The organism is Enterococcus sp. DIV1639a (assembly GCF_050530445.1).
GTDB classification, from domain to species: domain Bacteria; phylum Bacillota; class Bacilli; order Lactobacillales; family Enterococcaceae; genus Enterococcus_B; species Enterococcus_B hirae.
The window spans coordinates 489,064-514,730 of the sequence record NZ_CP172886.1; the positions used below are offsets into that span (position 1 = coordinate 489,064).

The window sequence follows — 25,667 nt, forward strand, 5'->3', positions numbered from 1 at the left end:
GTTACTGCTCCTTTTCAAAATAAACACAGACACATTCTGGTGCATAGATGTCTTTTTGGCGTAATTCTAGTAAACCAGTCTCTTTATTTCGCGCGAAAAGCGTAAGATTATCGGTATTTTGATTGGCACATAAGACATAGTCGTTCGTAGGATCTAAAGCGAAATCTCTAGGGAAATCGCCTTCAGTAGAAATAATTTGGATACATTCCAACAGTTGCTCCTTTTCAGAAACTGCAAAGACTGCAATTGAGTTATGGCCACGATTGGAAGCATATACAAATCGACCATCATCTGAAATACGAATTGCAGCACCACCATTTTCTCCTTGAAAATCATCTGGTAGTGTACTAATTTTTTGTTTTTCTTCAAAGCTGCCTTGGGCTTTATTATACGAAAGCACACGAACAGTACTATCAAGTTCACCAAATAGGTAAGCAATTGTTTCATTTGCAGGATGGAAGACAAGGTGGCGGGGACCAGTTCCAGGTTCTGCCACAAATTCAGAAACTATAGTTAATTTTCCTTGATCAGATACATCGTACGTATAGACCCGATCCGTTCCTAGGTCACAAACCACTAAGCGGTTGTCTGGAGTTAAATCAGTATAATGGACATGTGCATGGTCTTGATTTTTATGAGGACCAGTTGCTTCTTGATGAAAAACGGCATCAGTTGCTTCGAGACCTCCATCGTCTAGAATACGATAAACATTGACTTCACCTTTATGATAATTAGCACCATATACTAATTGACGAGATTCATCAACTGCAACGTAACATAAAGGAGCGCCTGATTCTGTTACCGCATTCAAAAAATGGAATTCTTGATCGTAAGCCCCGATCCCACCTAAACCGTCCAGACTTGTGACGTTATAAAGATTACCAGCTTCACTTTTTGCTAAGTAAGTTGGACTATTTTCTTTTACAGCTAGCTTCAATCCTGAGACTTCTTCTTTTTCTGTATCTAATTCAATGGTATAAATTCCTTCACTCACACGTCTTGTGTACGTCCCTAAAATGATTTTTTCTTTCATTTTATCCCTCCTAGAATGTATGAAATAGGTTCCTTGTTTATTTTAGCACATTTCAAACAGGAGAGTTAAACAATGAGAATATGTTATACTGAATATAGAGTGAGCGACAGAATTTGTAACAAAGGAGAGAATAAAATGATTCATGCAACCATCAAAGAAATCGGAGAAAATGCAGTAAGTGAACAAGAACCGATCTTGATTTTATTTGATCGAACAGCAACAACTACACTACGTAACTATTCAGTGATCCAAAAGATTACTTCTACCGAAAAATTTTCATTAAAAAAAGGGGATTCACTTTTTTTTGATCAACAAGAATATCAGATTGAACATGTGGGAAGATTGGCAAATGAAAATTTAAACACAGTAGGGCATGTTACGCTGATTTTTGATCATTATTCTGAGGAAAATAGTATTGTGAACGGTCTTTACTTAACACCGCATCAGTTACCTGAGATTCATGTCGGTACACAAATCAAATACAAGTAGGTGAGATTATGGAAGGAAAAAACAAGCGATCAAAACCAGTCTCTTGGTTTTGGCGATGGTTTTTAAATAATCAAGTCGTTACTGCGTTATTAGTAGTACTTTTGATCTTATTGATCGTTTTTTTATTTACTAAGGTGTCCTATCTATTTGCCCCGATCTGGCAATTCCTGGCGATCGTTGGCTTACCCATTATTTTAGCGGCAATTTTGTATTATTTGATGAATCCAGTTGTTGACTATTTGGAAAAGCGCCAAGTTCCAAGGCTCTATAGCATCATCGGGTTATTTGTATTAGTCGTGGCACTGATTGCTTGGGGAACAGTGGTAATCATTCCTAAAATCCAAGAGCAAACCGTGAGTTTTATCAATCATTTTCCTCAATATGTGGATACGATCGATAATAAATTGACAGAAATACTAAGAGATCCTCTATTCAACCAATTTAGGGAACAATTGGAAGCTACTGGCGATAAGTTCATGAGTTCAGCAGGTGATATGCTCCAAGATATTTCAAAAAGTACGGTTCAAAGTTTAGGAAGTTTTGTGGGAGCAGTTGCTACGATTATTGTTGCTTTGCTAACTATGCCGTTTATCCTTTTCTATTTATTGAAAGATGGCAAGCAACTTGCCCCTTATTTTGTGAATTTCCTACCAACACGTATGCGAAAACCAACTTTGAAAGTATTAAGTGAAATGAACGATCAAGTTTCTTCTTATATCCGTGGACAATTGACGGTGGCTTTTGCAGTAGCGATCATGTTTATGATTGGATTTGCGATCATTGGACTTGATTATGCAGTCACCTTAGGGATCATTGCCGGCTTTTTAAATTTGATTCCCTATCTAGGCTCATTTTTAGCAATGATTCCGGCCGTATTCTTAGGAATCGTGGCGGGACCGATCATGTTGATCAAAGTATTGATCGTATTTGCTTTAGAACAAACGATTGAAGGACGATTGATTTCTCCATTAGTCTTAGGGAATCAATTGGCGATCCATCCGGTCACGATCTTATTAGTTTTATTAACTTCTGGGAAGCTGTTTGGAATCGTCGGTGTGATTTTAGGTATTCCAGTATATGCTGCAGCAAAAGTGGTTATCTCACATGTTTTTGAATGGTATACAACTATCTCTAGTTTATATGAAGAAAAACAAAGTGACTAGCCAACTGTGCACTAAAAACACATGACTAAAAAAACGAAGAAAGCGAAAATAGTTTAACTATTTTCGCTTTCTTCATTTTTTTAAATTTTTAGGTGCCCACTATGCAACAATCAAAGTTAGTAAGGGACTAACTTTATGGTAAACGTGCAAGTAGCTTTTATTAGAAAGTTTGACCAAATGCTGCAGCTTTATCTAAAGCTGATTGCATCAATTCTTCTGCACGGTCAGGGGTATAGTCGATACCTTCAATAAATAATTGATCCACTTGATCGATACCGACAAAGTTTAAGATGCCTTTGACATATTGAGAAGCGAAGTCTTGACCGTTATAAATGCCTCCGTTGGATTGGATGTGCAAAGCTTTTTTACCAGAAACTAATCCTTCTGGTCCGTTTTCAGTATAACGGAATGTCTTGCCAGCGACATTGACGGTGTCAAACCAAGCTTTTAATTTTGTTGGGATATTCAAGTTCCATAAAGCATTCGCAATAACGATCTTGTCTGCAGCAAGAAATTGGTCGGTCAATTCATTGAAACGAGCAATTTTTTGTTGTTGACTTTCAGACAAAGTAGAGAACTCAGCACCTGCCCGAAGTGCTTCCCATCCTGAAAGTAATTCTTCATCGATTTCTGGGATATCATCACGATAAAGCTCTAAAACAGTCACTTCATCTTCCGGATGATTTTCTTTGTAACTAGTTAAAAAAGTTGTTAATGCTTTAACTGAACGTGATTCCTGTGCAGTTAATGGGTGCCCTTTTACTACTAAAACTGATGCCATAATATTCTCTCCTTTAAGCTGACTTGTTATCTGACTAACATAGCTAGTTTACTTGAAAGCGAAAAGGCTATCAAGTTTTTTTAAGGTTCGATTTTTAATTATGAATTTTTTTAGTCTTTTCATGAAAAAAATATGGAAAAGCATTGCAAAACATCTTCTTGGTGTTATAATGACATAGTGTCATGTGACAGTGTGTCATTTTAGGAAGGAGGAAAAAGATGCCTACGAAAACTTTTTTTCATCTACCAGAGGAAAAGCAGAAACGTTTATTAGAAGCAGCTAGGATTGAATTTTCCAGAGTACCATTAAAAGATGCTTCCATCGCAAATATCGTGAAGATCGCAGAAATCCCTAGAGGTAGTTTTTATCAGTATTTTGAAGACAAAGAGGATCTTTACTATTATTATTTTGAAACTGTTCGACGTGATAGTTCAAAAGATATGTTCCAACTGATAAAAGATGTCGATGGGGATTTATTCGAAGGATTCGAGCTTTATTTTACTAAAATCATTCGGGAGATTTTAGTCGGGGAAAATGCTTCTTTTTATCGTAATCTTTTCATGAACTTGGACTATCGTGCTTCTCGTAAAGTCGTGCCACATACAAAAGATGATCAGCGTCATTCACATGCAAAACATCAAAAAGAGGCAAAAGAATTAATTGGATTGATTGATCGAACGACACTGAAAGTAAACGATGATCATGAACTGGAACTACTGATCCAATTGATCATGAATATCGTCTTTACTACGATTGCTCATGCCTATAAATCATTTTCAAAAAACGAAAATTACTCCGTGGATCATGCCATTAAAGAATTTAAATTAAAACTATCATGGTTGAAAGACGGCGTATATCAATAGAAAGAGGGGAATTACATGCTAAAAATCGTCAAACGGATTTCACTGACTTCAGCTATTGCAGCCACGTTGTTCATGGTTATCCAAGTTTTATCAGATCTTTATTTGCCGACGCTCACATCAAATATCATTGATAAAGGTGTAGCACGAGGTGATGTTGATTATATTTGGCAAACAGGTTTTGTTATGATCGGTTTTTCTTTGATTAGTATCATCGCAGCGATCGCAAATACCTTTTTTGCTACACGTGAGTCACAAAAATTAGGAAAGCAATTACGTACCGATGTTTATAAAAAATCTGAAAGTTTAACAAAAGATGCATTTGACAAATATGGTACAGCATCCTTGATTACCCGTACAACTAATGACGTGACACAAATCCAGATGGTTACGCAAATGTTTTTAAGAATGATGATCAATGCACCGATCACGTTGGTTGGCGCAAGCTTTCTTGCTTATCAAAAAGATCATCAATTAACCAAAATTTTCTTAGTAGTTATTCCAATCATGCTAGTGGTGATCGGCGGAATCATGTTTTTTGCGGTACCACTATTCAAGAGCATGCAAAAGAAGACAGACCGTTTGAACCTAGTGTTTCGTGAAGGATTAACAGGGGTAAGGGTAATCCGAGCGTTTGATAAGACACGTTTTGAAGAAAATCGTTTTGATTTAGCGAACAAAGATTATACAAATACAGCAATTAAAGTCAACACGATCGTTGCATTGATGATGCCGATGATGACTTTGATTATGAGTGGAACAAACGTAGCAATTACTTGGTTTGGTGGACACTACATAGCAGATATGACGTTAGAAGTCGGAAACCTAATTGCATTTATGACGTATGCTATGCAAATTTTAATTAGCTTTATGATGCTTTCAGCTATTTTTATCATGGTCCCTCGAGCGCAAGCTTCTGCTGATCGGATCAATGAAGTATTAGATGAAAAAGTAGGTATCTCAGATCCTGAGAACCCAACTGAGGTGACTCCTGCAGGTAAAGCTGCCACAATCTCATTTGAACATGTCAACTACCGGTACCATGGAGCTGAGAAACTAGCGTTAGAAGATATTGATTTTTCAGCACAATCAGGCGAAACTGTTGCGATTATTGGTGGAACTGGTTCGGGTAAATCTACTTTAGTCAACCTTATCCCACGACTATACGATGTCGAATCAGGAACAATCAAGATTGATGGTGTAAGTATTACCGATATGACTCAGTATAATTTGCGTGAATTGATGGGCTTTGTTCCACAAAAAGCCATGTTGTTCTCTGGCACGATCAGAGAAAACATGCAGTACGGTAAAGCAGATGCTACTGATGAAATGATTTGGAAAGCGTTAGAAATCGCCCAAGCCAAAGACTTCGTTTCAGAAATGGAAGAGGGCTTAGACAGCCATGTTGAACAAGGCGGAGGAAATTTTTCTGGTGGGCAAAGACAACGTTTGGCGATTGCTCGAGCGTTAGTCAAACCAGCTGACATTTATGTATTTGATGATTCTTTCTCGGCTTTGGACTTTAAAACAGATGCAAAATTACGTCAAGCTTTAAAACAAAATATGAAAGAAAGTATTACGGTTTTAGTTGCACAACGAGTAAGTACAGTAATGGATGCGGATATGATCTTAGTGCTTGATGAAGGAAAACTAGTTGGCAAAGGCACACACGATGAACTTCTTAAAACGAATGAAACCTATCAGGAAATCGTTCATTCACAATTAAGAGAGGAGGATCTAGCATGAGTAAAGGAACGACCAAACCTTCTCAACGACCAATGCCTGGCGGCGGTCACGGACCCGGTCGAAACATTGGGGCAAAAGGAGAAAAACCAAAGAATTTTTGGGGCACAGTGAAACGTTTATTTGGCTATATGTCAAAACGCTCGGTTGCGATCATTGCTGTATTTGTATTAGCGATCGCAGCAGTCATTTTCCAGATCCAAACACCAAAAGTATTAGGGAGAGCAACTACTGAGATTTTTAATGGGGTGATGGCTGGAGCAAAACAAATGCAAGCGGGGCAACAAATTTCTAAATTCCCAATTGATTTTGATAAAATTGCTCAAATCATCGCCACGGTTATTGTGATGTATTTGATTTCTGCAGTATTCAATTTCTTACAACAATTTATTATGACACGAGTATCGCAACGAACAGTTTATGAGTTACGTCATGATCTAGAAGCAAAAATGAATCGTGTACCGATTTCTTATTATGATACACATACAAATGGAGACATCATGTCTCGTGCAATCAATGATATGGATAATATTGCCAGTACCCTTCAACAAAACTTAACACAGTTTGTAACAAGTGCAGTTACTTTGATCGGTGTCATCGTTATGATGCTTTCTATTAGTTGGCAATTGACGTTAGTGGCTTTACTGATGATTCCATTGAGTTTGATCGTCGTGATGATCATTGCACCCAAATCCCAAGTCTTTTTTGCAGAGCAACAAAAAAGTTTAGGTCTCTTAAACAACCAAGTAGAAGAAACTTATGGTGGTCATACGATCGTCAAAACTTTCAATCATACAGCCAAAGACCAAGAAGTTTTTGAAGAAGAAAACGATAAGTTATATGCTGCAGGGTGGAAAGCCCAGTTTATCTCTGCGATCATTATGCCTTTGATGAACTTCGTTAAAAATCTTGGCTATGTATTTGTTGCTGTATTAGGTGGGATCAAAGTTGCAAATGGGAATATGACACTTGGGGACGTTCAAGCGTTCTTACAATATACGACACAATTCTCACAGCCGATTACTCAACTTGCAAGTTTAATGAACACGATCCAGTCAACTGTTGCATCTGCGGAACGGGTTTTTGAAGTGCTGGATGAAGAGGAAATGTCTGATAAAAAATCTGGGTTACCTGTTGAAGAGAACACACCATATAAAGTTCGTTTTGAAAATGTTCAATTCGGTTATACCAAAGATCAACTATTGATGACAGATTTTAATCTGGATGTGAAACCTGGAGAAATGGTGGCAATTGTTGGTCCAACTGGTGCTGGTAAAACGACCTTGATCAACTTGTTAGAACGTTTCTATGATGTTTCTGGCGGAAGTATCCGTTATGACGGGGTAGATACGAGAGATTTATCTCGAGATAACTTACGTGCTCAATTTTCAATGGTTTTGCAAGATACATGGCTATTTACAGGTAGCATCTACGACAATATCAAATACGGAAACGATGATGCAACTGACGAACAAGTGATTGAAGCAGCCAAAGCTGCCCATGTTGATGACTTTGTTCGCAAACTTCCTGAAGGTTATCAAACGGTATTAAATGAAGATGCCAGCAACATCTCCCAAGGGCAACGACAGTTAATCACGATTGCTCGGGCATTTTTAGCTAATCCGGATGTATTGATACTTGATGAAGCAACTTCTAGTGTGGATACTCGGACAGAGATTTTGATCCAAAAAGCGATGAATCGTTTATTAGAAAATCGAACAAGCTTTGTAGTAGCTCACCGTCTGTCAACCATTCGAGATGCCGATAACATTATTGTCATGAACCATGGTTCAATTGTTGAAACAGGAAATCATGATCAATTGATGGAAAAAGATGGATTTTATGCTGATTTATATAACAGCCAGTTTTCCGAAGAAGCTGTTTCTTAACAATTCATTAATAGTAAAACGCATGGAAAGAGCATCTGAAGCGTTCCATGCGTTTTATTTATTATAATGAATGTTATTTAAAAATAATTGCAGTATTGCGTGGAAAATGCGAAAATTCTCACATTTTTTTTAATAAAAACCCATTTATTGCTTGAAAGAAATGTGAAGCATCGTTAAAATAAAGCTGGACGTAGAGGGGAGCAAGAAAAATGAAAGAATTTAAATTGGGGTCTACTACTTACCTAAAAAGTGTAGCAATCCGGGTTAAAGATAGAGATAAAATGATTGATTTTTACAAAAATACGATCGGTTTTGATTTGAAACGGGAAGAAAATGAATTAGCTATTTTAGGGACACAAGAGCAAAATAGTGAGATGCTATTGCTAGAAGAAAGTCCTAGAGCGCATGATTACATTGGGGAAATCAAAAAACTGAAACGTTTTTCATTGATTATTCCAACGGTAGCAGAAATGGCTGATATCCTTTCCCGTATCCGTAAAACAAACTATCCAATTGAAGATGCGTTAGAAGATCAAGGGCGCATGGGGATCTTACTTAAGGATCCAGAAGGTAACGAATTAGAAATTTATCACGAAGAGGACAATGTTCAAGAACGAAATCAACCAGAAGCAATGGATCAAGAGTCATTATTACGTAAGTCAGAAGAGCGTTACAAAAAATTATCCGCTAATTCTTACTTTGAAAAAATCCATTTAAACGTTTTTGATAGCGAAGAAGAACGCCGTTTTTTAAGTGATTTACTGGGACTAAAAGTTCGGGAAGAAAAGAACGGATTACATGTTTTAAATGAAGGAAACTTCCATGTAGGAATCTCAGAAGCAAATAGTGAGGCATTAGCATTGCCGACTCATGAAGTATTAGGTTTAGATTTCTTGAAATTCGTGATTGATCAAGAAAGCATGGAACAGTTGATTCAGCATTTAAATGAAGCTGCAGTTGACTTCTTTATCGATCAAAGACATACTGTGTTAACAATTTATGATGCGATTGGTATCGAATGGTGGTTTGTGATCGATACAAAAAAAGCCAAAAAATAAAGCGAAGACAAATAATTGAATAGGTAGAAATAGCTCCTAACGATTTGATGTTTAGGGGCTTTTGCTTTTGTTCATTGTTGGCAAAGCACATCACAAGCAACAACGGAAATCGAAAGCTGATTTTTTGTTCAATATATAAAGAGATACCAGAAACAACTCTTCAACTAAAGAAGTTTCTCTAAGATACAAGAGGATAGAAGAAAAGTTGATTTAAAAAATTTTCTTATTGTCATTGGAGCTGAACGCTTCTTTCACGACCTAATCCACGGCGTTCAAAGAGCTGCCCTTCGGTAATAAGTCAAAAAATCTCAAAACATGAGGAGCTGTTTCGAGATTTTCCTCCTTATTACTCAGGGCAAAACGCTCTTTTCACAACCTTTATCTACTTGCATCCTCTTGGATAAAGCTATATGATTTGACTTAGCATGATGAACAAAAATTGATTTCTTCGACAGAGAAGGAGAATAAAATGTACCCAGAAACGAAACAGTTGATTTTAAATAAACTTGAAGAAGGTTATTATCCTGGTGTTGTTGGTGCGTTTATTAAGCATAAGCATGTTGAAACTTTTTCAGCAGGTCATGCACAGATCGTACCTGAAACCCAACCAATGACAGCAGATCTATTATTTGATGTGGCTTCTTTAACAAAAGTGATCGCTACTACCAGTCTAGTGTTACGCTTGTGGGAAGATGGTAAAATCGACTTAGACAAACCGTTACACCATTATTTACCGGCTTTTGAAAATGAAACAATCACGATACGACATTTACTGACTCATACATCAAATATTGAAACTTGGATTCCTAATCGAGATCAACTCTCTCAAGAACAGCTGATCGAAGCCTATTTAAAGCTTCAACCTGGTGATCAGTTAGGGCAATTAGTGAAATATACAGATGCAGGCACGATTTTATTAGGATTGATGCTTGAAGAGATTTTCCAAGAGCCAGCCACAGAATTATTTGAAGAACAAGTATTAGCACCTTTAGGGATGATGCACAGTACGTTTTTACCGTATCCTTCCAAAAGAATTGTTCCCACACAACAACTTGCTTCAGGTGAGGTTTTGCGGGGCGTTACACATGATCCTAAAGCGAGAGTACTCGCTGAGCATGCAGGAAATGCTGGGTTGTTTCTTGATTTAGAGGACAGTATTACCTTTGTAAAAATGTATTTGAATTTAGGGAAAGCTGAAAATGGGCGTTTTTTAGAAGAACAAACGATTCGCTCACTTTTACAAGATCATACGCCAACGAAAAAAGGCAATCGTTCCTTAGGATGGGATTTAAAAAAAGGATTAGAACAACAGCAACCAATTCTTTTTCATACTGGTTATACGGGCACGTTCTTACTAATTGACATTATTGAACAAGAAGCATTTATTTTCTTATCAAACCGTATCCATCCAACGGATCATCGTGAAGCTTATATTCGTTGTCGTGATGAAATTGTTGAAAAATTTTTGAAAGAGAAAGCGTTATTAAAAAAATGATGCTATAATAACTATGAACATTGAGAGGAGTTTGAACTATGCAAGAACCTATGTTTTTAAAACCAGTTTTTCAAGAAAAGATTTGGGGAGGCAGCCGTTTAAGATCAGTATTTGGATTTGATATACCTAATGATAAAATCGGTGAAGATTGGGCGATCAGCGCACATCCACATGGTGTAAGTGTCGTTGAAAACGGTGAATACCAAGGACAAAAATTAGACGAGTTATGGCAAAACCACAAGGAATTGTTTGGCAACCCAACTGAGCCTGTCTTTCCATTATTAATTAAAATCTTAGATGCAGAAGATGAATTATCAGTACAAGTCCATCCAGATGATGCTTATGGAATGAAGCACGAAGGTGAGTTAGGAAAAACAGAATGTTGGTATATCATTGATGCTGAACCTGGAGCAGAAATCATTTATGGCCATCATGCAAAAACAAGAGAAGAACTTGCGGAGATGATCCAAGAGGGTCGTTGGGATGACTTATTGAAAAAAGTCCCAGTTAAAAAAGGCGACTTTTTCTATGTCCCTAGTGGAACGATCCATGCAATTGGTAAAGGGATCATGATTTTAGAAACGCAACAAAGCTCGGACACGACTTATCGTGTATATGATTATGACCGTAAAGATGCCAATGGCAATACGCGTGAATTGCATATCCAACAATCAATTGATGTGACAACTGTTCCAGCTATTACGCCACAGATTCAAATGAAAGAAGTACGTAAAGGGAATTCTTCGATCGTTACGTATTTAGAGACCGAGTTTTTTAATGTTTATGAATGGGATATCAAAGGAATTACATCATTTAAAAAACAAGCACCTTATACATTAGCGACAGTAATCGATGGAGCAGGAGAGTTAGTTGTTAATGAAAAAATTTACCCATTAACTAAAGGGGCAAGTTTTATTTTACCAAATGATGTGACAGAATGGACGGTTCAAGGAGAGTTATCAATCATTGCCTCTGAACCAGGTAAAGCATCGAAATAAAGAATCAGTGATTTATTAGTTAACTTTGCAGATGGTCATTTTTTCTGATTGGTGTTGTGAAATAAAAAAAACTGAGCCTTGTGTTGTGAATGTCTTAAGTTAGACCAAGATCTAACTGAAGCAAGTCAGCACAAGTGTTCAGTTTTTTTGTTTTGGAATGCTGGTAAAAATGAAGCTGCTGATTGCTAATAAAAAATTAGGAAAAATAGGTTCTTGAAATAGCTTTCAATCTGTGGTATATTTTCGGTGTAGAGTTAAAACGTTTTAATTATTGATGAATGGCGTTTGATTCAATTAATACGTAATATGGAGTGATGAAGGAATGAACACTGTAACAGTTATCGGTAGCATTAATTTAGATCGGACCATCCGAGTTAAACACATGCCTAAACCAGGAGAAACGATCCACACGAAAGAAACATTTTCAGCTGGCGGAGGAAAAGGAGCAAACCAAGCAGTTGCTGCAAGACGTTCAGAAGCTACTACTCATTTTATTGGAGCGATTGGTACCGATGAAGCTGGCAAAACAATGGCTGAGCTTTTAGAACAAGAAGAAATCAATTTACAAGGTGTAGCAACTCTTGAAAACCAAGCGACTGGTCAAGCTTACATCATTGTTGATGATGCTGGGGAAAATAGTATTATGATCCATGCCGGAGCGAACAATGCGTTTACACCAGAACAAGTTAGACAAAACAAAGCGATCATCGAAAAAAGTGATTTTATCATTGCACAGTTTGAAAGCGCTGTAGAAAGTACGATTGAAGCTTTTAACCTAGCAAAAGAGGTTGGAGTAAAAACAATTTTGAATCCTGCCCCAGCATTAGAAAATGTGCCTGAAGAGTTATTGAAAGTAACAGATATGATTATTCCTAATGAAACAGAAACAGAAATTTTAACAGGGATTTCGATTACGGACGAAGAAAGCTTAAAACAGGCTGCAGCTCACTTACATCAATTAGGAATCGAAGTTGTAATTATCACGATCGGAAGTAAAGGCGCATTTTACTCGATTAAAAACAGCAAAAATGGGATCGTGCCAGCGTTTAAAGTGAATGCAGTCGATACGACAGCTGCAGGTGATACATTCATTGGTGCGATGAGTAGCATGTTAGCAACTGATTTTAGTAATTTAGAGGAAGCAATTACCTATGGAAATAAAGCTTCTTCTTTGACTGTTCAACGTTTTGGCGCACAACCTTCTATTCCATATAAACAAGAATTGAATTAAGAAAGGACGTTTTTATTATGAAAAAATCAAAAGTAATCAATTCAGATATCTCTCGTGTAATCGCACAAATGGGACATTTTGACACATTAAGTATCGGTGATGCAGGTATGCCCGTGCCGATGACAACTGAAAAAATCGATTTGGCTGTAGATAATGGTATTCCAAGCTTTATGGAAGTCTTGAACAATGTGCTTGAAGAGTTAGAAGTTCAACGTATTTATTTAGCTGAAGAAATCAAGTCAGAAAACCCTAAAGTATTATCGGAAATTCAACAACGGCTACCTGAAACACCTATTACTTTTATCCCTCATAGTAAAATGAAAGCTGATTTGAATCAGTGTCATGCGTTTATTCGCACAGGGGAAATGACACCTTATGCTAATATTATTTTAGAAAGCGGCGTCGTTTTTTAAAAAAGAAGGAGGAATAGTCTACCATGAATACTACCGCGCTTTTAATTGGCTTAGGCCCACTACTTGGTTGGGGGTTATATCCTACGATCGCATCTAAGATCGGGGGACGTCCGGTCAATCAAATTTTAGGTTCAACATTAGGAACATTGATTTTTGCAATTGTTTTTGCTTTATATAAAGGAATGGAGTTACCAACAGGATCTGACCTGACTTTTTCAATCTTATCTGGTGTTGGTTGGGCAATCGCCCAAATCATTACATTCCAATCCTTTACCTTGATTGGTTCTTCTCGTGCAATGCCTATTACTACTGCTTTTCAATTATTAGGGGCTTCATTGTGGGGCGTGTTTGCTTTAGGAAATTGGCCAGGCGCTACTGCGAAAGTCTTGGGTGCCTTTGCTTTAGTTTTGATTATTTTAGGTGCTTGGATGACTGTTTGGACTGAAAAGAAAAATACAGAAGGCAGTAACTTATTGAAAAAAGCGGTCCTTTTGTTAGCAGTAGGTGAAATCGGCTACTGGGCTTATTCCGCAGCTCCTCAAGCAACTTCAATTGATGGAATGCATGCCTTTTTACCTCAAGCAATTGGTATGGTAATCGTTGCTGTTGTTTATTCAGCTGTTTTAAGTTTTAAAGAAAAATCAGCGTTTATCGAAGTTGTCTCTTATAAACATATTTTTTCAGGATTTTTCTTTGCCTTCGCTGCTTTAACTTATTTAATTTCAGCTCAACCAGATATGAATGGGTTAGCAACAGGGTTTATTCTTTCTCAAACATCCGTAGTATTAGCGACACTGACTGGTATTTGGTTCCTAGGACAAAAGAAAACCAAGAAAGAAATGACTGTTACAGTTATTGGACTAGTCTTGATTTTAGCTGCTGCTACGATCACTGTAATGATCTAACTCTTCCCCAAAACAAAATAAGCTGAACTGAAAGACATTGATTGACTTAAGTTGATCAATGTCTTTTATTTTTTTTGGAAGAATCGCAAATAAATCGTAATTATAGAGTGAGGAGGGATTTACGTGTTACGAATCTGTTCAAAAAAAGCAATTCGAAGTAAAGCACTAACGATTCGATTATTTGATGGTTCTACGTGGGCTAATTTAGGGAATGGACAGTTTATCAATCAAGAGACAAAAAAAGAATTACCTGACTACAAGATTTATCCACAAATAAAAACAGCCGTTTCTTCTGGCGGTCTTATCTTTGCTAAACGAAGGAACACAAAACAAAACTTACAGTACGTGGAACGACCAATGAAAGTAAAAGCTTGGCAAGTTTAGTCGTTGCAAAAAAACATATTTGTTCGTTGAAAACGTTATATGTGAGCATCATTACTGGTTAGCGATCTAACTGATAACGATGATTTGCTGTCAATCTTTATCGATGCTCAACTAAATGACAGTCCTGTTAGTGTTGGCATGCTAACAGCAAAAGTATGACTAGAATCTCTTACGGAGGACGGAACCGATAACTGTGATTAACGGTTTGAAGAAAAATTTCTTACGTAATGTTTTTTCCGAGGACCGTGAGGATATGGGTTGGCTTTTTCCTAAAAAAGTCAGGTTTCCATTTATCCTAAAAATGGTATGGCCTTAAAATTTTTAAGGAGTGACAACTTGATGACAGAACTCCAGCGATTATTAACTTTTATGCGTAGTAGTAAAAGAAAACAGATTACTTTGCGTGAATATGAACAGCTTGTTCATCAAGATGGATGGACAAATGGAGACAAAGCAAAATTGATCAATCAGATACAAAAAAGTGGCGTTTTAAGGTATGACCGCACTAAAAATGAATATGTGATTCGCTTGATTCAGTAGCGAATATTTTGATTTTTAGTGTCAGTAGTAATTCTATGTTTATGAGAGAACTTTTGTAGATAAGCAGGTTTATTATCAAAAAACAGGAGAATTTCGATGAAAAAATACCAGTTAGTTGTACGCATATTTTTGATCATTCATTTATTATCCGTTTCGTTTTGCCGACCACTTGTTGTTTTAGCAGGAAATTTAGAAAATACAGATCAAGACGATCGTAAAATAAGTTTTCTTCAAGAGAATCAGTTGATTCAAACTGAAGACGGCAAATTATATACGACAACTCCTTCGAATTACATCACTCACTCGATTCATGCTGCTTTAGGAGAAACTCAAACCCACCAACGAAACAATCAAACGATTTATGTTGACCCCAATGCTCATATCTCCAATATTGATATTCGCTTATCGAACGGTGTACGTGAATATGGCTGGTACGGTAAACGGATCAACAATGAAATTGCCTTGTGCATAGAACCAGGTGCTGCACTTAATCTTGGAAATAACTCTGGCTATACAGTCGCTGAGCGAAATACTGAACAGATGAAAAAAATTTCTTTGATTAAGTATTACGGGCTGATGGTTTCGGGCCACACGTTGAAAAAAGAATTGATGACTCAAATTTTGGCATGGGAACAACAAGGGATTACACCGTTGAGTATTTCAGGGGTATTTTCGATGACGGACTATCAAACCTTTAAATCTGCTGTCATGAAAAATGTCAATTATTTCTATACATCACCTTCTTTTGACAAACAAACGATAAACTTAAAAGTTGGAGAAAGTATCACCTTAACTGACACGACCCATGCCTTTAGTAATTATCAGTCATTACCATCTTTCGTGTCACAAGGACTAAGTATTTCTAAAAAAGGAAATCAATTAACGATTCTTGCCAACAAAAATGCAGAAGCGACTAGTCGAGTTGAATTTGACTATGATATTGCCTCTACTTTTCAAGGTGTTCCGCTAATTTATCAACACCCATATACCCAAAATATGATGGTTGGCAGATTAAATGAACATAGAAAAATTTCTTTAACCATAACTGTTTTAAAAAACGGCAATGCCCGTGTACGCAAAGTAGATGAAACGACCAAGCAACCATTGGCAGGTGCCGTTTTTCGTTTTACTACGTCTGATGGAAAAACCAAAGAAATCACTACAGGTTCTGATGGCTATGCTGCCTGGAATGATTTGTTAGTCGACACAAAAGTAACGATCCAGGAAATCAAAGCACCGAATGGCTATGTCCTCAATGCCACACCTCAGACAGTGACCATCAAAGCCAATGAGACCACCACGATCAGTTTAGATAATAAAGAGCAACTAGCAAATCTCAAAGTGATCAAAGAAGATGAAGAAACAGGCAGTAAACCACAAGGGGCTTCTCAATTGATAGGAGCTGTTTACGAGCTAACCGATAAGAATGGGACTTCTATTAGTAAACTAACGATGCAAGATGTCAATGGCGTAGCACAAGCAGAGGTGAAAGGATTAAAGCTGGGAACCTATTATCTCCAAGAAATCGAACCACCAGAAGGCTACACTTTAGATACTACAAAACATACCGTTAACCTCACGTATGCTGGACAAAATGAAACCGTAGCGCTTCACAGTAAAACGGTGACTGATCGAGTCATCAAAGGGAATATAGAAGGCTATAAGTTTGGTTCACGCCCCTTGATTCCTCAAACCGTTTTTGAAGTAATTACCAGACTGGCGAAAGAGCAACAGGGGGTAAAGCCACCTTTAGAAGGCGTTGAACTGACAGCTACTTCTCACACCACTGGACAAGAATATATCCAAGTCACTGGTAAGAACGGGTATTTCAAGTTTGAGAATCTACCTTATGACACTTATACCATTGAAGAAACCCAAGGTGTGGATGGCTATTTATTGATCGAACCATTTGAAGTGACGATCACGGAAGACGGCTATACCCATTTCTTTTTATTGGAAGATGAAGTGATTGAATCTCGATTGCATATTGTCAAAGTGGATGAAGAGACAGGCGAGAACATACCTTACGCAGGCGCTCAGTTCAAAATTTTTGATACATGGGCAAATGAAGGAGAAGGCGAATTTGTTTCGATGGTGCGACCAAATGACACGGAACAGACCGAGATTTTTGAAACCAATGACAAAGGCGAAATCATTACCACAGAAAGCTTGCCTTGGGGTGTGGATCGCTATGAACTCCATGAGATCAAAGCACCAGAAGGATATGTACCACTAGAAGAACCACTCATTTTTAGTGTCACAGAAGAGAATGCGGATGCCTTGATTCGTTTAGAAATTCCGAATCGCTTAGCTCGACAAGATATCCAATTGATCAAACGAGATCGGTTGAATGAACAACCATTAGAAAATGTCCCATTTCATTTATACAACATAGCAACGGATGAAAATGGAGAATTGACTGAAATCTTAGTTGAAAAATATTTGACTGATAAAGAAGGGAAAATCAATGTAGAGGCACTACCTTATGGCAACTATAAATTTGTTGAAGTGGAACCTTTGGCAGGCTATTTACCATTAGAAGAACCAATGGATTTTTCTGTCACGGTTGAAAAGGATGGCGAACTACTTGTTCTTGAAGCCTACAATGAACGGGAACCATTAGAGTTGACCTCTTTATTTACCGATATTGCTGGCGAAAAAACACTTGATCCAACAGTAGATAATCAGTTGAAAGATGTGGTGTGGGTCAAAGGCGAGGCAATCGAAATCGGACACACTTACACCGTTTTTACGCAATATAAGAATACGAAAACAGGAGAAGTGGTCAGTGAATCAACGTCTACCTATACTGCGAAAAGCAAAGAAGATACATTTGAAGTATTTCTTGAGTTGAAGGCAAATATCCTCAAAGATGGCGATCAATTAACAGCGACCCACGTCTTATATTACGAAGAAGAGCAAAAAAATGAAGTAGGACGTGAGGATGATTTAAGGAACAAAGATCAGACAATTACATTAAAAAAAGAAAAATTATTATTAAAGCAAAGCATATTGCCAAAAACGAATGAAAGACATTCGCTAGAGATGGTTCTTCTTGGATTGAGCTTGATTATTATCGTTAGCAGTTATCTTTATCTTCAAAAAAAGCAGAAACATGTAAAGTTGTGAAAAAATTGATTTTGCTTATTTTTACTAAAAGTATGATCAAAGTGTTTAGAAGATAAAAGAAAGGATGGTCTAAAGAATGGTGAAACGTTCAATCGTTGTAGATCAGTTATCGAAAAAGAATCTAGGCAGGATAAAATATGGACTTTTGTTCCTTTTTATCAGTGGAAGTATCACAGGAATTACTAGCATCTACCTAAGTCACAATCAGGAAAAAACAGTAGCAAGTAAACAAAAACAAGTAGCAAATATCATTGATACAAAAAACATAGAAAAAGAAGAAATACCCACTCATTATTTTCTTGAAGAGGATCATGATCCGGCAATCGCAGTCATGGAACAATTTGACTATTTTAGTTCTAAAACTGAGGGAACAGAATTGCCACTTCAACAACTAGAGCATGAGGTAGCGCAATTAGTCGTTGCCTTTGCTAAAGAAAAAAAGAAAACAGAAGTCACAACTTTAGAAACTTCAAAAGAAAGAGCGGATAGTAAACAAGCCCCAGTCTATGAGGCCCCTCCAGTTTCTACTGAAAAAGAAAAGAATCGTGAGAGTGACCAAACGACTTGGCAGAAACCACAAATTTCACTAGCATCCACTTACATGGTCATTGAGCAATACAGTAAATTTGAACCAACAGACTATTTTGAGATTCTCACGGGTAACGACGCTTTTCCCACAGTCAAACATAATTTTATTGACACGTCGAAGCTAGGCGAGCAAAAATTTACGATCCGTGTCACCGACTCGGCAGGAATGTTTACAGATGCCACCATCTACTTTTTTGTTAATAGCTTACCGAAAATCAACTTGAAGCAGACGACAATGTACCAGCAGATCGGTGTACCAGTTGATTTGTTAGCAGGAGTATCCGCAATGGACCAAGAAGATGGGGATTTAACTGCAAAGATTGAAGTCGAAACAAATCTAGATATCAACAAAGAAGGAAGCTATGAGGTGCTTTATTCTGTCAATGATCGACATGGGGCTCAAGCGAAAACGAAAGCGTTTGTCAAAATTGAAAATGAGGCACCGGTAATCCATATACCCGAATGGATTGACCATCAGATAAATCAAGAGTTGAATATTTTCGACTATGTGAAAGCTTGGGATAGGGAAGACGGAGATATCTCATTAACTAAAACCAATATCTTAGAAACTAATTTTGATTCCAATAAAGAAGGAAAATATTTCTTTAGGATTGGCAATGTGCAAGATCGATATGGAAAATATGCAGAGGAGAGACGACTTCTCGTACAAGTAACGAATGAAGCCCCTAAAATCATCCAGGCGGATCTTCAAGTCAATGTTTTCTCTGCTTTGAAGAAAGAAGATTATTTTGCACAACTGGTTGTTTCAGATCGAGAAGATCCATTAGAACGATTAAATATTGAAATAGATGAAGCAGCATGGAATCGGATCGATACATCTAAATTAAGAAAATATTTGCTTCCTCTTAAAGTTACTGATACAAATGGCAAAACAACCAGTGGTTATGGGAAAATAACGGTCATCAATGAACCACCACGATTTATAGGCATAGCCGATAAGGTACTAACTATTGGAGAGGCGTTTGATCCGCTAGCCGGAATTGAGGTTTACGACAAAGAAGAAACATTATCTTTAACAGATGTCGAAGTGACTGAAAACGTCGATGTCAACAAACCAGGAACTTACACTGTCAGTTTGAGTATCAGTGATTCTTTTGAGCGGGTACATGCTAGTTACCAAGTAACAGTTATGAATCAACAAGCGATAGAAAAGGAGAAAGAATAATATGGACTATTTTGAGCAAGCGATGTCGTTGTTTTCAAAAGGAGTACTTGCTTCTGGCAGTCTGCTCACTGTATGGGGAATTATTCAACTCGGTGCGGCTATCAAAGAACATAATGGTCCCGGAATGCAAAATGCTCTTTTTCAGATCGTTGGTGGGGCTGTTATCGTTGCAGCTGGCGCTTGGGTAGCAACTATTTCAATCTAAGGAAGTGGCTAAGCTGGACGGTGCAATCAAATTTTTACTACAAACAATTGCTGATCAATTAAATTTTTCAAACGACCCTAAAAATATGCTACTACAAAATCTAGAAACCTATCTACCTGATATCTATCAATACAGTGAGTTAATTATGAATGGAGTGATCAAACCAATTGCTTATTCTGTACTAGGCTTTTTACTATTGCTGGAGTTTCAACAAATGGCACAAAAGATTTATGGAAATTATTCCGGTTTTGGTGGCATGGAGTTGTTCCTCCCGCTCTTTCTTAAATTAGGAGTAAGCCTGTTGATCATGCGCCATTTAACAATATTTATCCATATGATCGTTGAAATTAGTACAACAATCAGTAATGGTATCAGTCAAATTGGGATTCGAGAAGGTGGAAGTAAGGCTGTTGATGTTCTTTCATTGATTGAGGGAATCTACCATTGGGGCTTTTTTGAAAAACTTACGTTGTTAATTATTTTGTTGATCCCGTTGATTTTATCCGTACTAACAAGTGTGCTAACAAAACTGGTTATTTTCATGCGTTTTTTTGAAATTTATTTGTATTTTAGCATTTCTCCATTACCTCTTGTGACGTTTCTTAATGAAGAAGTTAGTTCGATTGGTAAAAATTTTTTGAAATTAGTTTGTGCTTCCTCCCTGCAAGGGATCCTCTTATTTATTATATTAAGTTTTTATCCACTGCTCGTACATTCTGTGTTTTCAATTGATGAAAAACAGGGAATGATTGCAGTGATCAGTGGGATATCAGGGAATTGTCTAACATTATGTGCTAGTTTATTTTATACCAATAAATGGGCAAAAATCATTCTTGCAACTGCCTAGAGAATCATTTTTAACTGGAGGGAAATAAAATCGATGATTGAAGTACCAATTCGAAAAGAAATTTTAACCTACCAAGAAAAATTGTTTTTTGGCGTTTCGTTAAGACAATTTATCTCTGCTGTTGTAACGTTGCTTTTGATCGTTCCTCTGGGCATTTTAAATTATGTCAGTTGGAAGTATCCGATTGATGATATCGGGATCGTTTTTATGGTACTCAGTGCCCCTATCTTGTCAGTGGGCTGGCTGACACCTAATCACTTACCTTTAGAAAAGTATGTGCAGATTCGATGGAATTATTTTCAATTGGCGAATTATTATACTTATCCTATTGTAGAGGAGTTGTATTCAAATGCCATGGTGGGTCAAAGGAGTAAGCGTGCCGAAAGAAAACAAGTTGAGTACGGAAACTAATAATAAAAAATTTATTCGTTTGATGCAAAAACAAAAGAAAAAAAGAGGGCAATATCAAAAAAAGTTAGCGCCAAAGCGTAATGTCCAAGATTTGTTGCGTTATGAAAAAATGTTTGAAAGTGGCATTTGTGAAATTGTGCCTAATTATTATTCCAAAAGTGTTCGATTTTCAGATGTGAATTATCAAATTGCTCAACAAGACGAATAATTGTTGATTTTCCAAAAATATGGCGAACTATTGAACAGTCTTGATGATACGATCCATCTAACAATCACGATCTTAAAAAAAAGAGTTGAGCTTGATGAGATGACGGATAAGCTTTTTTATGAGAGTAAAGGCGATCAACATGATAGCTATCGTGAAGAAGTCAATCAGATGCTTCTTCAAAAAATCAATGAAGGGGAGAATCGTTTTACAAAAGAAAACTATTTGACTTTCAGTACTCCAGCCAATCACTTAGAGCAGGCAAAACAATTATTGGGACGAATCGAAAAGAATTTAATCGGAAATTTGGAAGAAATTGGCTCAACGGTTGACCCATTAGACGGTTTAAAGCGTCTAAAATTGGTCAATCAGTTGTTGAAATCATCGGAACACTTTCAATTTAACTATTCCGATTTAGTCTTTAATCATCTTTCAACAAAAGCTGTGATTGCTCCTTCCAGTTTTAATTTTAAAAAGAAAAACTATTTTGAAATCAATGAGGAATATGCCCAGATTCTTTACCTAAAAGACTATCCAGCTAGATTGTCAGATAAACTCATGGCAGAATTGATGGAAATACCCGAAGAAATCACGTTATCGATCCACATTGATCCAGTCGGGGCTGAGCAAGCCAATCATCTAGTTCAAATAAAAAAAGCCTATATGGAAGGAGACAAAGTTGCTGCTCAAAGAAAAGCAACTCAAAAAGGCTACGATCCTTATACAAGTATTCCATATGAATTAACCAATAGTATCAATGAAGCTAATTTATTATTAGATGATTTGTTAAAAGAAGGACAGAACTTATTTTTCGTTTCGGTTTTTGTCTATTTCAGAACAAATACAAAAGAAAAATTGACTGATATAGCCGAACGAGTTTTGAGTATTGCCAGAAAAAATGGTTGTGGCTTTCATTATTTGGATTATCTACAACTAGAAGGGATGAACTCCGTCCTTCCATTTGGAAAAAATTGGATAACAACCCGCCGAACATTGACTACAGCAAGTGCAGCTATATTTATTCCATTTACTGCGCAAGAACTTGACCACGAGGAGGGTAAATACTATGGAATGAATGAGCTAACGAAAAATGTAGTTCGGATCAATCGGAAACGGTTGAATACCCCAAGTGGAATGATTTTAGGTAGTTCAGGCTCAGGAAAAGGGGTAGCCAAAAAATATGAAGAAATTACTACACTACTAAAAAATCCAACAGACGAAATCATCTCGATTGATCCTGAAGATGAAGATACATTAATTGGGCAAACTTTTGATGCGCAAATTGTTAAAATTGCACCAAACACCGATACATTTATCAATCTATTGGATATCACAGATGATTTAAGTGGGGAAGTTGATCCAGTAAAATTAAAATCCGACTTTTTGTTAACAGCATTTGAAGCTTTGATCGGTGGACAATCGGGTTTGAATTCCGCACAACGTTCCATCATTGATCGTGTGACTCGCTTGACTTATTTTAACTATTTTCATTCTCAGGACAAGCAAATGCCAACATTAGCGAAGGAATGGTTTACGTTGCTCAAAGAACAGCCGGAAAAAGAAGCGCAGGCACTAGTATTAGACTTAGAATTATATATTGAAGGTTCTTTAGCGGTTTTTTCCCATACGACAAATATTGAGTTAAATAAGCGTTTTATCATCTACAACACCAAAGAGTTAGGAAGTCAGTTAAAAACATTTGGGATGATGGTGGTCTTAGAGCAAGTATGGAATCGGGTGGTACGTAATCGGGATCGAGGGATCACTACGTGGATTTACATTGATGAAATGCAGTTGATGCTAAATGATCCTTACTGTGAAAATTATTTTTTTGAATTATGGAGTCGTATCCGAAAGTGGGGAGCAATTCCTACAGGGATCACGCAAAATGTGGAGACGTTACTGCTTTCAGATAAAGCACGGAGGATGCTAAGCAACACTGAATTTATCATTATGCTAAAACAGGCTAAAAGTGATCTGGACGAACTTTCTACTCTTTTTCGTCTTTCTACTCAACAACAAAAACACTTGATCCATCCGCCAAAAGGTGCAGGGTTGATACGTGCAGGTCATGCAATCGTGCCTTTTTCTAATACCGTTGATTCAACCACAAGATTATATGAATTAATCACGACTGATCCCGAGGAACGGATAAAAAGAAAACAGGAACAATCCAATGAATAAATCTAATTGGAACAAACGAGACAACGAGTATCGGAAAATTTTTCTATCAAGTAGCTTGAATCAATCGATAAAACGGAGCGTTACAAATAAAATGTTAGTTCCCTTCAGAAAAAAGCGTCGTAAGTTCTTAGCTGTTCAGCCCAATAAATGGCATTTTTTTAGATCACTCATGGTTCTTAGTTGTGTATTACTATTCTTACTGACGATAGGGATAACCAGTGTCATTTATTCGAGTGTACCCAATATCAATGAATTTGAATTAACAAATATTTGGACGTACATGACTCATTTGGATGTTGAAAAAAATCGAGTGCTTCGTCAGCAGCATAACATTATTAAAATCAACGGACAGATAGGGATGACACAAGACATGAATTTGGTTTCTAATATTGATGAAGTATTGTCTTATTTGGGTATTTTTTATGAGAATGTGGAACTCGAAAATCCAGTAATCAAAGCGAAAATCCATGAGATCCATGATAACTTATGGTCCCTTCATGCAAAAGGGAACGAAGCAACATTAACAACAAAATATTTTACTCAGATCATTGAATGGACAGAAGAATTGAAAGAACGATTGAATGTTGGTTCAACGATTGGTCGTTATCGTCAATTGATGGAACTACAATCGCCATTTAAGGAAGATCATCGATTAATGGTTAATCAAAGATATGGTTACTTTCTCGATGGCCAAGAAAAAAAGCAATTTCAGGGAATCCAATTACAAGCTGAGAAAAATATAGAATTATATGCTCCGATGGCTGGGAAAACGACTGTGACTGATCAGTCAATCGTGATCCAATTCAATAATCGACAGCTTGTCTTAAAGAATGTTTCACCATTAGTCAATCATGACCAAGAAGTCGTTTCGGGAGAATTGATTGGAACTGTAGCGAAAGAAAATGAAGTAACCATTGAATATTCCAAAAATGGACAATCAGTAAATCCAAGTTTTTATTTTGAAGAAGTAGCATATTCGGAAACATTCCAATTAGACTCTGGTAATCAAAACACGTCATTTGATGAATGGACATTTCGGCAATTAATTCTGCTTAAGTGTCATGCGTTTAGCGATCGAGCAGATAAAATTTTACAAGAAGCAAAAAGAAACGGCATCTCACCGGTGATCTTAGCGGCGATCATGATTCATGAAAGTGCTTGGGGGACTAGTAAAGGAATCCTAGAAAAAAATAACCCAGCTGGTCTAATGAATAATCAAGGTTTAATTTCATATCGTACGTTAGACGAAGGAATCGAAGCAACTGGTCGAACACTTAAAAAGCTGATTATTGACCAGCAACGAGTTACTGTCGAACAATTAGGAGCGGTCTATTGCCCGATTGATGCGACAAATGATCCCATGGGGCTCAATCGTTATTGGGTGCCTGCGATCAAACAATTAATGGTGCAATTGGGTGGAAAGCAAGAGATGGGATTGCTGTGGGAGCGATTCTCTGACTTTCATGAGGCTCTTTTAGCTAAAGCACAAAGTCTTCATCAAAAAGGTGTGTATTATTCTCAGGGAAACCAAAGAGGCGTATTTCCTTATCACGATTGCTCGTCTTACGTAATTTGGGTGTTGAATGAAATGGGACTAAATGTACCGTTGGGAAATACAGAAACACTTTATGGTTTGGAAGGACAACTTCTCTATCCGATCAACTATTCCGAAGTACAAGCAGGTGACTTATTTATTTGGGGAGAAAAAGGTAATTCGTCGGGCGATTTTGGGCATACAGGATTCTTTTTAGATGCTGGTGGAAAAACGATTATTCACTGTACACCCGCTACGAAAAAAGGATTTAGTCAAAATGGTGATGTCGTCATTACTCCATTTGCAGGGTATTATGGTGATCCACAACTGGCACCAGTTTACTTTTATCGAATCGTAGGGAGCGGGTAAAAATCAGAAATAAACATCAATTATTTA

General features: G+C 37.1%; 23 protein-coding genes. 21 read left to right on the forward strand and 2 right to left on the reverse strand.

The window, feature by feature from the left end; all coding sequences use genetic code 11:
- Position 1: 1 nt before the first annotated feature.
- On the reverse strand, positions 2-1,033 hold the full coding sequence (locus IGJ32_RS02250; RefSeq protein ID WP_342081644.1) for a lactonase family protein: 1,032 nt from the start codon (positions 1,031-1,033) through the stop codon (positions 2-4).
- Between the two features lie 135 nt (positions 1,034-1,168).
- Between IGJ32_RS02250 and IGJ32_RS02255 the strand changes: the two genes are divergently transcribed.
- On the forward strand, positions 1,169-1,522 hold the full coding sequence (locus tag IGJ32_RS02255) for a PTS glucitol/sorbitol transporter subunit IIA (protein WP_034699568.1): 354 nt from the start codon (positions 1,169-1,171) through the stop codon (positions 1,520-1,522).
- A gap of 8 nt (positions 1,523-1,530) precedes the next feature.
- Positions 1,531-2,685 (forward strand): AI-2E family transporter, encoded by a 1,155-nt coding sequence (locus IGJ32_RS02260; RefSeq protein WP_010720031.1) that lies wholly within the window; start codon positions 1,531-1,533, stop codon positions 2,683-2,685.
- A 160-nt stretch (positions 2,686-2,845) separates the two neighbouring features.
- On the opposite strand, the gene IGJ32_RS02265 is transcribed toward IGJ32_RS02260, so the two are convergent.
- Positions 2,846-3,466 carry an NAD(P)H-dependent oxidoreductase gene (locus tag IGJ32_RS02265; protein WP_010720030.1) on the reverse strand — a complete coding sequence of 207 codons (621 nt, stop codon included), beginning with the start codon at positions 3,464-3,466 and terminating at the stop codon, positions 2,846-2,848.
- A gap of 218 nt (positions 3,467-3,684) precedes the next feature.
- Between IGJ32_RS02265 and IGJ32_RS02270 the strand changes: the two genes are divergently transcribed.
- The 19 genes from IGJ32_RS02270 (at position 3,685) to IGJ32_RS02360 (ending at position 25,640) form a co-directional block, all read left to right on the forward strand.
- Positions 3,685-4,329, forward strand: a complete 645-nt coding sequence (locus IGJ32_RS02270; RefSeq protein ID WP_010720029.1) for a TetR/AcrR family transcriptional regulator — start codon at positions 3,685-3,687, stop codon at positions 4,327-4,329.
- Positions 4,330-4,344: 15 nt separating this feature from the next.
- Positions 4,345-6,072 carry an ABC transporter ATP-binding protein gene (locus tag IGJ32_RS02275; RefSeq protein WP_010720028.1) on the forward strand — a complete coding sequence of 576 codons (1,728 nt, stop codon included), beginning with the start codon at positions 4,345-4,347 and terminating at the stop codon, positions 6,070-6,072.
- Entirely contained in the window at positions 6,069-7,958 is a 1,890-nt protein-coding gene (locus tag IGJ32_RS02280; protein ID WP_126344638.1) for an ABC transporter ATP-binding protein, read from the forward strand. Before IGJ32_RS02275 ends, IGJ32_RS02280 begins: the two co-directional genes overlap by 4 nt.
- A gap of 209 nt (positions 7,959-8,167) precedes the next feature.
- Complete coding sequence (locus IGJ32_RS02285; RefSeq protein WP_161652253.1) at positions 8,168-9,016, forward strand: VOC family protein; 849 nt, start codon at positions 8,168-8,170, stop codon at positions 9,014-9,016.
- 469 nt (positions 9,017-9,485) lie between these two features.
- Positions 9,486-10,511 (forward strand): serine hydrolase domain-containing protein, encoded by a 1,026-nt coding sequence (locus IGJ32_RS02290; RefSeq protein ID WP_096708434.1) that lies wholly within the window; start codon positions 9,486-9,488, stop codon positions 10,509-10,511.
- A gap of 38 nt (positions 10,512-10,549) precedes the next feature.
- The gene (gene manA, locus IGJ32_RS02295; RefSeq protein ID WP_010720024.1) at positions 10,550-11,509 is read left to right on the forward strand and encodes a mannose-6-phosphate isomerase, class I; all 960 of its coding nucleotides are present in this window, start codon (positions 10,550-10,552) and stop codon (positions 11,507-11,509) included.
- A gap of 322 nt (positions 11,510-11,831) precedes the next feature.
- Positions 11,832-12,740 carry a ribokinase gene (rbsK, locus tag IGJ32_RS02300; protein ID WP_010738416.1) on the forward strand — a complete coding sequence of 303 codons (909 nt, stop codon included), beginning with the start codon at positions 11,832-11,834 and terminating at the stop codon, positions 12,738-12,740.
- Between the two features lie 17 nt (positions 12,741-12,757).
- Positions 12,758-13,153, forward strand: a complete 396-nt coding sequence (gene rbsD / locus IGJ32_RS02305; protein WP_010720022.1) for a D-ribose pyranase — start codon at positions 12,758-12,760, stop codon at positions 13,151-13,153.
- A gap of 23 nt (positions 13,154-13,176) precedes the next feature.
- Positions 13,177-14,058 (forward strand): ribose/proton symporter RbsU, encoded by an 882-nt coding sequence (rbsU, locus tag IGJ32_RS02310; RefSeq protein WP_161652255.1) that lies wholly within the window; start codon positions 13,177-13,179, stop codon positions 14,056-14,058.
- 123 nt (positions 14,059-14,181) lie between these two features.
- Complete coding sequence (locus IGJ32_RS02315) at positions 14,182-14,442, forward strand: hypothetical protein (RefSeq protein WP_010738415.1); 261 nt, start codon at positions 14,182-14,184, stop codon at positions 14,440-14,442.
- A gap of 339 nt (positions 14,443-14,781) precedes the next feature.
- On the forward strand, positions 14,782-14,982 hold the full coding sequence (locus tag IGJ32_RS02320; protein ID WP_010720019.1) for a hypothetical protein: 201 nt from the start codon (positions 14,782-14,784) through the stop codon (positions 14,980-14,982).
- Between the two features lie 96 nt (positions 14,983-15,078).
- Positions 15,079-18,111 (forward strand): MSCRAMM family protein, encoded by a 3,033-nt coding sequence (locus IGJ32_RS02325; protein ID WP_430610713.1) that lies wholly within the window; start codon positions 15,079-15,081, stop codon positions 18,109-18,111.
- Between the two features lie 76 nt (positions 18,112-18,187).
- On the forward strand, positions 18,188-19,885 hold the full coding sequence (locus IGJ32_RS02330) for an immunoglobulin-like domain-containing protein (RefSeq protein WP_373169192.1): 1,698 nt from the start codon (positions 18,188-18,190) through the stop codon (positions 19,883-19,885).
- A 1-nt stretch (position 19,886) separates the two neighbouring features.
- Positions 19,887-20,090, forward strand: coding sequence for a hypothetical protein (locus IGJ32_RS02335; protein WP_010720016.1), 204 nt, complete (start codon positions 19,887-19,889; stop codon positions 20,088-20,090).
- 4 nt (positions 20,091-20,094) lie between these two features.
- A complete protein-coding gene (locus tag IGJ32_RS02340; protein WP_010720015.1) occupies positions 20,095-20,937 on the forward strand; it encodes a hypothetical protein in 843 nt (280 codons plus the stop codon).
- 33 nt (positions 20,938-20,970) lie between these two features.
- The gene (locus IGJ32_RS02345) at positions 20,971-21,348 is read left to right on the forward strand and encodes a PrgI family protein (protein WP_010720014.1); all 378 of its coding nucleotides are present in this window, start codon (positions 20,971-20,973) and stop codon (positions 21,346-21,348) included.
- Positions 21,314-21,556, forward strand: coding sequence for a hypothetical protein (locus IGJ32_RS02350; RefSeq protein ID WP_342081642.1), 243 nt, complete (start codon positions 21,314-21,316; stop codon positions 21,554-21,556). Before IGJ32_RS02345 ends, IGJ32_RS02350 begins: the two co-directional genes overlap by 35 nt.
- A 3-nt stretch (positions 21,557-21,559) precedes the next feature.
- On the forward strand, positions 21,560-23,737 hold the full coding sequence (locus IGJ32_RS02355) for a VirB4-like conjugal transfer ATPase, CD1110 family (RefSeq protein ID WP_342081641.1): 2,178 nt from the start codon (positions 21,560-21,562) through the stop codon (positions 23,735-23,737).
- On the forward strand, positions 23,730-25,640 hold the full coding sequence (locus IGJ32_RS02360) for a peptidoglycan amidohydrolase family protein (RefSeq protein ID WP_342081640.1): 1,911 nt from the start codon (positions 23,730-23,732) through the stop codon (positions 25,638-25,640). Before IGJ32_RS02355 ends, IGJ32_RS02360 begins: the two co-directional genes overlap by 8 nt.
- The last annotated feature ends 27 nt before the right edge of the window (positions 25,641-25,667 follow it).